The 9,677-nt window shown below is 63.0% G+C and carries 7 protein-coding genes, 1 tRNA gene and 2 pseudogenes; all 10 read left to right on the forward strand.

What is annotated here, in order from left to right; translation table 11 throughout:
• Window positions 1-125 (forward strand): annotated as a pseudogene (locus RTO53_RS17765) (elongation factor Tu); the annotation flags it as partial.
• Between the two features lie 100 nt (window positions 126-225).
• Window positions 226-301 (forward strand) — tRNA-Trp (locus RTO53_RS17770).
• A gap of 49 nt (window positions 302-350) precedes the next feature.
• Entirely contained in the window at window positions 351-758 is a 408-nt protein-coding gene (secE, locus tag RTO53_RS17775) for a preprotein translocase subunit SecE (RefSeq protein ID WP_256775014.1), read from the forward strand.
• Window positions 759-768: 10 nt separating this feature from the next.
• Window positions 769-1,329: a transcription termination/antitermination protein NusG gene (gene nusG, locus RTO53_RS17780; RefSeq protein ID WP_019186115.1), complete on the forward strand. Its 561-nt coding sequence runs from the start codon at window positions 769-771 to the stop codon at window positions 1,327-1,329.
• Window positions 1,330-1,573: 244 nt separating this feature from the next.
• Window positions 1,574-2,002, forward strand: coding sequence for a 50S ribosomal protein L11 (gene rplK / locus RTO53_RS17785; protein WP_017356002.1), 429 nt, complete (start codon window positions 1,574-1,576; stop codon window positions 2,000-2,002).
• Window positions 2,003-2,006: 4 nt separating this feature from the next.
• Window positions 2,007-2,705 (forward strand): 50S ribosomal protein L1, encoded by a 699-nt coding sequence (gene rplA, locus RTO53_RS17790; protein WP_312239046.1) that lies wholly within the window; start codon window positions 2,007-2,009, stop codon window positions 2,703-2,705.
• A gap of 387 nt (window positions 2,706-3,092) precedes the next feature.
• On the forward strand, window positions 3,093-3,632 hold the full coding sequence (rplJ, locus tag RTO53_RS17795) for a 50S ribosomal protein L10 (protein WP_256775017.1): 540 nt from the start codon (window positions 3,093-3,095) through the stop codon (window positions 3,630-3,632).
• A 62-nt stretch (window positions 3,633-3,694) separates the two neighbouring features.
• Window positions 3,695-4,060: a 50S ribosomal protein L7/L12 gene (gene rplL / locus RTO53_RS17800; RefSeq protein ID WP_256775018.1), complete on the forward strand. Its 366-nt coding sequence runs from the start codon at window positions 3,695-3,697 to the stop codon at window positions 4,058-4,060.
• Window positions 4,061-4,366: 306 nt separating this feature from the next.
• On the forward strand, window positions 4,367-8,521 hold the full coding sequence (gene rpoB, locus RTO53_RS17805; protein WP_312239047.1) for a DNA-directed RNA polymerase subunit beta: 4,155 nt from the start codon (window positions 4,367-4,369) through the stop codon (window positions 8,519-8,521).
• Window positions 8,522-8,610: 89 nt separating this feature from the next.
• A pseudogene (locus RTO53_RS17810) lies at window positions 8,611-9,677 on the forward strand (DNA-directed RNA polymerase subunit beta'); the annotation flags it as partial.

Raw genomic sequence — 9,677 nt, forward strand, 5'->3', positions numbered from 1 at the left:
GCGACAACGTGAAGATGGTTGTCACCCTGATCAACCCGGTCGCCATGGACGAAGGTCTGCGTTTCGCAATTCGTGAAGGCGGCCGTACTGTCGGCGCCGGCGTGGTCTCCAAGATCCTCGCGTAATCTCGTAATACCGGCGGTTGCTTAGCGCTGCCGGTCTCGCGAATGGCGGGCCGGGAACCTCGGTCCGCCTTCGCCGTCTAAGGGAAGGCAGTTTTTCAGTACGCCAGTAGCTCAATTGGCAGAGCAGCGGTCTCCAAAACCGCAGGTTGGGGGTTCGAGTCCCTCCTGGCGTGCCACTTCTCCCTTCCAGCGGCCATGCCATGCCGCCTCAGCAGCCAGAGCCGGATGAACAGCAAGATCGAGCATTCCAAGGACAACACCTCTACTGGAGGTGACATCGTCAAGTACGCCGCCGCAACCATCCTGGTGCTGGCGGGTCTTTTTGCTTGGTACTGGTTCGGCACCCCTGAGCATGCGTCCCAGAGTGCATGGGCCGGTCCGCTTCGCGGTCTGGCCGTTGTCGTTGGCCTCGCGGCCGGCGTTGGCGTGTTCCTGATGACCGGCAAAGGTCGCGACACGCGTGCGTTTCTTTCCGAATCGCGTTTCGAACTGCGCAAGGTTGTCTGGCCAACCCGCCAGGAAGCCATCCGCATGACCTGGGTGGTGATCGTGGTAGTGATCATCCTCAGCCTCCTGCTGGGCGGATTTGATTTCCTGATTCAGAAAGCGACCCAGTGGTTCCTGGGTCGATAAGGAGAAACCAGTGAAGCGTTGGTACGTCGTTCACGCCTATTCGGGCTTCGAAAAGTCGGTTGCGCAGGCTCTGCGCGATCGCATCGTGCGTGACGAGATGCAGGAGCGCTTCGGTGATGTCCTGGTCCCGACCGAGGAAGTGGTCGAAATGCGCGCCGGGCAGAAGCGCCGTTCCGAGCGCAAGTTCTTCCCGGGTTACGTACTGGTCCAGATCGAGACCCACGAAGAAAACGGTATCCCGCGCATCGACAACGAAAGTTGGCATCTGGTGAAGGACACCTCCAAGGTGATGGGCTTCATCGGCGGTACCGCCGATCGTCCGCTGCCGATCCGTGATGAAGAGGCTGCGGCCATCCTGGACCGTGTTCAGGAAGGTGTCGAGAAGCCCCGTCCGAAGGTGCTGTTCGAGCCGGGCCAGATGGTCCGCGTCACCGAAGGCCCGTTCAACGACTTCAACGGCGTGGTCGAGGAAGTCAATTACGAGAAGAGCCGTCTGCGCGTCTCGGTGTTGATTTTCGGTCGTGCCACCCCGGTCGAGCTCGAGTTCGGCCAGGTCGAAAAGGCCGTCTGAGCCTGAGGGCAAAGGGTTCTGGGCGATCGTCCGGAACCTGAACGGCCCGGTCACGCCTGCCTTGCGGCAACGGCGAAAAAAACCTGATATAGTGCGCGGCTTCCTGCCAGGAAGCTGGCAAAAAGCAAGGGCCGCCGCGAGGTGGCCTTCTGCGTGAATTCAAAACGCGATGCCGGGACGCGTGATTCCCGGTCCGATGGGGAGCCTGTTGTCGTAAGGCGCTAGCACCCGGAGAGATACTCACATGGCAAAGAAAGTTGTCGGTTACATCAAGCTGCAGGTGAAGGCCGGTCAGGCCAACCCCTCGCCGCCGGTCGGTCCTGCGCTGGGTCAGCGCGGCCTGAACATCATGGAATTCTGCAAGGCCTTCAATGCCGCCACGCAGAAGCTGGAGCCGGGTCTGCCGGTGCCGGTCATCATCACGGCCTACTCGGACCGTACCTTCACCTTCATCACCAAGAGCACCCCGGCCGCCGTGCTGCTCAAGAAGGCTGCTGGCATCTCCTCGGGCTCCAAGCGCCCGAACACCGACAAGGTGGGCAAGGTGACCCGTAAGCAGCTGGAAGAAATCGCCAAGACCAAGGAAGCCGACCTGACGGCCGCCGACCTGGACGCCGCGGTGCGCACGATTGCCGGTTCTGCCCGTTCCATGGGCCTCGTGGTGGAGGGTTAAGAAGATGGCACAGACCAAGCGTGAGAAGGCCATCAAGGCCGCCGTCGTCCCGGGCAAGGCATATGCCTTCGAGGACGCAATCAAGATCCTGAAGACCGCTACCAAGGCCAAGTTCGTCGAGTCCTTCGACGTCGCTGTGCGCCTGGGCGTGGACGCCAAGAAGTCCGACCAGCAGGTGCGCGGTTCCACCGTGCTGCCGTCCGGTACCGGCAAGAGCGTGCGCGTTGCCGTCTTCGCCCCGGCCGGTGCCAAGGCTGACGAAGCCCTGGCCGCTGGCGCCGAAGCCGTCGGCATGGACGACCTGGCCGAGAAGATGCAGGCCGGCGATCTGAACTACGACGTCGTCATCGCGACCCCGGACGCCATGCGCGTCGTGGGCAAGCTGGGCACCGTGCTGGGCCCGCGCGGCCTGATGCCGAACCCGAAGGTCGGCACTGTGTCGGCCAACCCGGGCGAAGCGGTCAAGAATGCCAAGTCGGGTCAGGTGCGTTACCGCACCGACAAGGCCGGCATCATTCATTGCACCATCGGCAAGGCCGACTTCGCCGAAGACGCGCTGAAGTTGAACCTGCAGGCGCTGCTGATGGACCTGATCAAGGCCAAGCCGGCCACCTCGAAGGGCACCTACCTGCAGAAGGTTTCGGTCAGCTCGACGATGGGCCCGGGCGTCACCGTCGACCAGTCGTCGCTGACCCTGAAGTAATCGTTTCAAGCGGGCACGGGTCCTTCGGGTCCCGTGTCCGTCACATTTGAAGGCATCCGAGCAGGGGCAACCCCGCGGAGAAGCCGTCAAAGACCGCAGGCGCGGTCAGTACATACCGGCGACGGGCAGGGATGCTCGCTTTGGCAAGGAGTCGCCGCCGGCGCAGTACCGACCGCTTAATCGATCCCCTCGGGAATCACCCTGCGTAGATGGTGCCCTTCTGGAGTTTTTCTGGTTTACGCACGTCTGGGTTCTCCCAGGTTGGCCATCCAGGTCTAGAACGGCCCACCCTTGGAACATCACCTGATGTTCCCGGCGTCCAGGATGGATACCGCCCAGGACCGCGCTCGGCAGGAGCCGTAAGCGGAGTTCAATTGGAGGAGTGCAATGGCTCTCAATCTGTCCCAGAAGCAAGAAGTAGTCGCGGAGCTGGCAGAAGTCGCCGCCAAGGCTCACTCCTTGATCGCAGCCGAATATGCTGGCACCACGGTCTCCCAGATGACCGCGATGCGCAAGCAGGCACGCGAAACCGGCGTTTTCTTGAAAGTTGTCAAGAACACGCTGGCGGCACGTGCAGTGGAAGGTACCGAATACGAATGCGCCAAAGACGCACTCGTCGGTCCGCTGCTGTACGCGTTCTCGCTCGAGGAGCCCGGCGCAGCCGGTCGCCTGATCAAGGATTTTGCCAAGACCAACGACAAGCTGCAGGCAAAGGTCGTGGCGATCGGCGGGGAACTGTTCCCGGCTGGTCACGTCGACGTGCTGGCCTCGCTGCCGACCCGTGATCAGGCCCTGGCCATGCTGGCCCGCGTCCTGACCGAGCCGGTCACGATGTTCGCCCGCGCCATCAAGGCCATCGGCGACAAGCAGGGTGGTGGCGAAGAAGCCGCTGCCGATGCTGCCGAACCGGCTGCCGAGACCGCCTGAGTCGACGTTTCCGTGGTTCCTGACGGAACCTCAACCCAGAAAATTATCCAAAGGTAATCAAAATGTCCCTTACCAACGAACAGATCGTCGACGCAATCGCCGAGAAGTCCCTGATGGAAGTGATGGAGCTGGTCAAGGCCATCGAAGAGAAGTTCGGCGTCTCCGCCGCTGCCCCGGTCGCCGCTGCTGTGGCTGGCCCGGCTGCCGTCGTTGAAGAGCAGACCGAATTCGACGTCATCCTGAAGTCGGCCGGCGACAAGAAGGTCGAAGTCATCAAGGCTGTCCGCGCCATCACCGGCCTGGGCCTGAAGGAAGCGAAGGATCTGGCCGAAGCCGGTGGCGTGATCAAGGAAGCCGCTTCGAAGGACGACGCTGCCAAGTTCAAGAAGGACCTGGAAGCTGCTGGCGCGACTGTCGAAGTCAAGTAAGCAGTTCCTTGCCTCGCCATCGAATCACGGCGAAGCAGCCAAGGCTGGGGGCGTAAGCCCCCGGCCTTTGGTCGTTGTTGCGACAACGACCGGTAGAGCCGACCGTTGGTCGGCTGCTCCAATGTTTACGGTAGAGCCGACGGTTGGTCGGCTGACCTTTCCGGCCGTAGGCCGGCAAGTTGGCAGTTGGAAGTAGCGGGAGAAGGCGTGCTGGTGCCGGCAATACCAGCGACTTCCAACTGACAATTTTCATGTTCCCTTCGGGCCGCGCCTGTACGGCGGCCCGCACAGCCAAGGTGAGACCCCATGACGTCATATTCGTTCACCGAAAAGAAGCGTATCCGCAAGGATTTCGGCAAGCAGCGCTCGATCCTCGAAGTGCCTTTCCTGCTCGCCATCCAGGTGGATTCCTATCGGGAGTTCCTGCAGGAAAACATCGATCCGGCCAAGCGCCGTGATCTGGGCCTGCACGCCGCCCTGAAGTCGGTCTTCCCGATCGCCAGCTACAGCGGCAACGCCGCGCTGGAATACGTGGGTTACAAGCTTGGCGAACCGGTGTTCGACGAGCGCGAGTGCCGCCAGCGCGGCATGAGCTACGGCGCGCCGCTGCGCGTGACCGTGCGCCTGGTGATCTACGACCGCGAGTCGTCGACCAAGGCCATCAAATACGTGAAGGAGCAGGAGGTCTACCTCGGCGAAATCCCGCTGATGACCGACAACGGCACCTTCATCGTCAACGGTACCGAGCGCGTCATCGTGTCGCAGCTGCACCGTTCGCCGGGCGTGTTCTTCGACCACGACCGTGGCAAGACCCACAGCTCGGGCAAGCTGCTGTACAGCGCCCGCATCATCCCGTACCGCGGCTCCTGGCTGGACTTCGAGTTCGACCCGAAGGACGCGCTGTTCACCCGTATCGATCGTCGCCGCAAGCTGCCGGTGTCGATCCTGCTGCGTGCGCTGGGCTACAGCAATGAAGAAATGCTGGCCGAGTTCTTCGAGATCAACACCTTCCACATCAACCCCGATGAAGGTGTGCAGCTCGAACTGGTGGCCGAGCGTCTGCGCGGCGAGACCCTGAACTTCGACCTGGCCGACGGCGACAAGGTCATCGTCGAAGCCGGCAAGCGCATCACCGCGCGCCACGTCAAGCAGCTGGAAGCCTCGGGCATTGCCGCCCTGGCCGTGCCGGACGATTACATCGTCGGCCGCATCCTGTCGCACGACGTGGTCGATGCCAACACCGGTGAACTGCTGGCCCAGGCCAACGATGAAATCACCGACGAGCAGCTGCAGGCCTTCCGCAAGGCCGGTGTGGATGCCGTGGGCACCCTGTGGGTGAACGATCTGGATCGTGGCCCGTACCTGTCCAACACCCTGCGCATCGATCCGACCAAGACCCAGCTGGAAGCCCTGGTCGAAATCTACCGCATGATGCGTCCGGGCGAGCCGCCGACCAAGGACGCCGCGCAGAACCTGTTCCACAACCTGTTCTTCACCTTCGAGCGCTACGACCTGTCCACGGTCGGCCGCATGAAGTTCAACCGTCGTGTCGGCCGCAAGGCAGTCACCGGTGAAGCGGTGTTGTACGACCGCAAGTACTTCGGTGAGCGCAACGACGAAGAGTCCAAGCGCCTGGTCGCCGAGCACGCCGATACCTCCGACATCCTGGAAGTGATCAAGGTCCTGACCGAGATCCGCAATGGTCGCGGCGTGGTCGATGACATCGATCACCTGGGCAACCGTCGCGTGCGTTCGGTCGGCGAAATGGCCGAGAACGTGTTCCGCGTGGGCCTGGTCCGCGTCGAGCGCGCGGTCAAGGAGCGCCTGTCGATGGCCGAATCCGAAGGCCTGACCCCGCAGGAGCTGATCAACGCCAAGCCGGTCGCCGCTGCCATCAAGGAGTTCTTCGGCTCCTCGCAGCTGTCCCAGTTCATGGATCAGAACAACCCGCTGTCGGAAGTCACCCACAAGCGTCGCGTCTCGGCCCTGGGCCCGGGCGGCCTGACGCGTGAGCGTGCCGGCTTCGAAGTGCGCGACGTCCATCCGACCCATTACGGTCGCGTCTGCACCATCGAAACCCCGGAAGGCCCGAACATCGGCCTGATCAACTCGCTGGCCGTGTACGCCCGCACCAACCAGTACGGTTTCCTCGAGACCCCGTACCGCAAGGTCGCCGACGGCAAGGTCTCCGACGACATCGAGTTCCTGTCGGCAATCGAAGAAAACGAGTACGTCATCGCCCAGGCCAACGCCCTGACCGATGCCAACAGCATGCTCACCGAGCAGTTCGTGCCGTGCCGCTTCCAGGGCGAGTCGCTGCTGAAGCCGCCGGCCGAAGTCCACTTCATGGACGTCTCGCCGATGCAGACCGTGTCCATTGCAGCGGCGCTGGTTCCGTTCCTGGAACACGATGACGCAAACCGTGCACTGATGGGCGCCAACATGCAGCGCCAGGCCGTGCCGACCCTGCGTGCGCAGAAGCCGCTGGTGGGTACCGGTATCGAACGCGCCGTGGCCCGTGACTCGGGTGTGACCGTGAACGCCCGTCGTGGCGGCGAGATCGTGCAGATCGACGCCGGCCGCATCGTGGTGAAGGTCAACGAAGTGGAGATCACCGACCCGACCGACGCCGGCGTGGACATCTACAACCTGATCAAGTACACCCGCTCCAACCAGAACACCTGCATCAACCAGCGTCCGCTGGTCGAAGTGGGCAATGTGGTGGCGCGTGGCGACGTGCTGGCTGACGGTCCGTCCACCGACATCGGCGAGCTGGCCCTGGGCCAGAACATGCTGATCGCCTTCATGCCGTGGAACGGCTACAACTTCGAAGACTCCATCCTGCTTTCCGAGCGCGTGGTGGAAGAGGATCGTTACACCACGATCCACATCGAAGAGCTGACCTGCGTCGCGCGTGACACCAAGCTGGGGCCGGAGGAAATCTCCGCCGACATCCCGAACGTTTCCGAGCAGGCGCTGAACCGCCTGGACGAGAGCGGCGTGGTGTACATCGGTGCCGAAGTGCGCGCCGGCGACATCATGGTCGGCAAGGTCACCCCGAAGGGCGAAAGCCAGCTGACCCCGGAAGAGAAGCTGCTGCGCGCGATCTTCGGCGAGAAGGCCTCGGACGTGAAGGACAGCTCGCTGCGCGTTCCGCCGGGCATGGACGGCACCGTCATCGATGTGCAGGTCTTCACCCGCGACGGCATCGAGAAGGACAAGCGCGCCCGTCAGATCGAAGAATCTGAAATCAAGCGCGTCAAGAAGGACTTCGACGACCAGTTCCGCATCCTGGAAGGCGCCATCTACGCCCGTCTGCGTACGCAGATCGTGGGCAAGGTGGTCAACGGCGGTGCCAACCTGAAGAAGGGCGACACCGTTACCGACGCCTACCTGGACGGCCTGAAGAAGGCCGACTGGTTCGTGCTGCGCATGAAGGATGACGACGCCTCCGAAGCCATCGAACGCGCCCAGAAGCAGATCCAGGCGCACGAGAAGGAATTCGAGCGTCGCTTCGCCGACAAGCGCGGCAAGATCACCGCGGGTGACGATCTGGCCCCGGGCGTGCTGAAGATGGTCAAGGTGTTCCTGGCCGTGAAGCGCCGCATCCAGCCGGGCGACAAGATGGCAGGCCGCCACGGCAACAAGGGTGTGGTCTCCAACGTGGTGCCGGTCGAGGACATGCCGTACATGGCCTCGGGCGAAACCGTGGACATCGTGCTGAATCCGCTGGGCGTGCCGTCGCGTATGAACATCGGCCAGATCCTGGAAGTGCATCTGGGCTGGGCCGCCAAGGGCCTGGGCCGCAAGATCCAGGGCATGCTGGAAGCCCAGGCCGCGATCAGCGACCTGCGCAAGTTCCTGGACGATGTCTACAACCACGACAAGACCCAGCACGCCAACCACGTCGACCTGACCCAGTTCAGCGACGAGGAGCTGCTGCGCCTGGCCGACAACCTGACCGACGGCGTGCCGATGGCCACCCCGGTGTTCGACGGTGCCACCGAAGCCGAGATCAAGCACATGCTTGCCCTGGCCGACCTGCCGCTGAGCGGCCAGACCCAGCTGTATGACGGCCGCACCGGTGAGGCATTCGATCGCCACACCACCGTCGGCTACATGCACTACCTGAAGCTGAACCACCTGGTCGACGACAAGATGCACGCCCGTTCGACCGGTCCGTACTCGCTCGTCACCCAGCAGCCGCTGGGCGGCAAGGCGCAGTTCGGTGGCCAGCGCTTCGGTGAAATGGAAGTCTGGGCGCTGGAAGCCTACGGCGCGGCCTACACCCTGCAGGAAATGCTGACGGTGAAGTCCGATGACGTGCAGGGTCGTAACCAGATGTACAAGAACATCGTCGACGGTGAGCACGAGATGGTCGCGGGCATGCCGGAATCCTTCAACGTTCTCGTGAAGGAAATCCGCTCGCTGGCCATCAACATGGAACTGGAAGACAACTGATCGCGCAGGCGCGGCTGCCCCGGCAGCCGCGCCGCCGGAAGTGACTCGACAGCCCCATCGACAAGATTTCCTCCTTTCGGAGAAACACCATGAAAGACTTGCTGAACCTCTTCAACCAGCAGCGCCAGACGCTGGACTTCGACGCGATCAAGATCGCGCTGGCTTCGCCGGACCTGATCCGTTCGTGGTCCTTCGGCGAAGTGAAGAAGCCGGAAACCATCAACTACCGTACGTTCAAGCCGGAACGTGACGGCCTGTTCTGCGCCGCCATCTTCGGACCGGTCAAGGACTACGAGTGCCTGTGCGGCAAGTACAAGCGCATGAAGCACCGCGGCGTGGTCTGCGAAAAGTGCGGCACCGAAGTCACCCTGGCCAAGGTGCGTCGCGAGCGCATGGGTCACATCGACCTGGCCTCGCCGGTCGCGCACATCTGGTTCCTCAAGTCGCTGCCGTCGCGCATCGGCCTGATGCTGGACATGACCCTGCGTGACATCGAGCGCGTGCTGTACTTCGAAGCCTACGTGGTGACCGAGCCGGGCCTGACCGCCCTGGAGCGCCGTCAGCTGCTGACCGAAGAACAGTACCTGCAGGCGCGCCAGGAACACGGCGACGACTTCGATGCCGCCATGGGCGCCGAGGCCGTGTACGAACTGCTGCGCACGATCGACCTGCAGTCGGAAATGACCCGCCTGCGCGAAGAAATCGCCAGCACCGGTTCGGAAACCAAGCTCAAGCGTCTGACCAAGCGCATCAAGCTGGTCGAGGCCTTCCTCGAGTCGGGCAACCGTCCGGAGTGGATGGTCATGACCGTGCTGCCGGTGCTGCCGCCGGACCTGCGTCCGCTGGTGCCGCTGGACGGTGGCCGCTTCGCGACCTCCGACCTGAACGACCTGTACCGCCGCGTCATCAACCGCAACAACCGCCTGAAGCGGCTGCTCGATCTCGGTGCCCCCGAGATCATCGTGAACAACGAGAAGCGCATGCTGCAGGAGGCCGTCGACTCGCTGTTCGACAACGGCCGTCGCGGACGCCCGGTGACCGGCCCCGGTAACCGCCCCCTGAAGTCGATCTCCGACATGCTCAAGGGCAAGCAGGGTCGTTTCCGTCAGAACCTGCTCGGCAAGCGCGTCGACTACTCCGGCCGTTCGGTCATCGT

It is taken from the genome of Stenotrophomonas sp., from assembly GCF_031995405.1.
Classification (GTDB): domain Bacteria; phylum Pseudomonadota; class Gammaproteobacteria; order Xanthomonadales; family Xanthomonadaceae; genus Stenotrophomonas.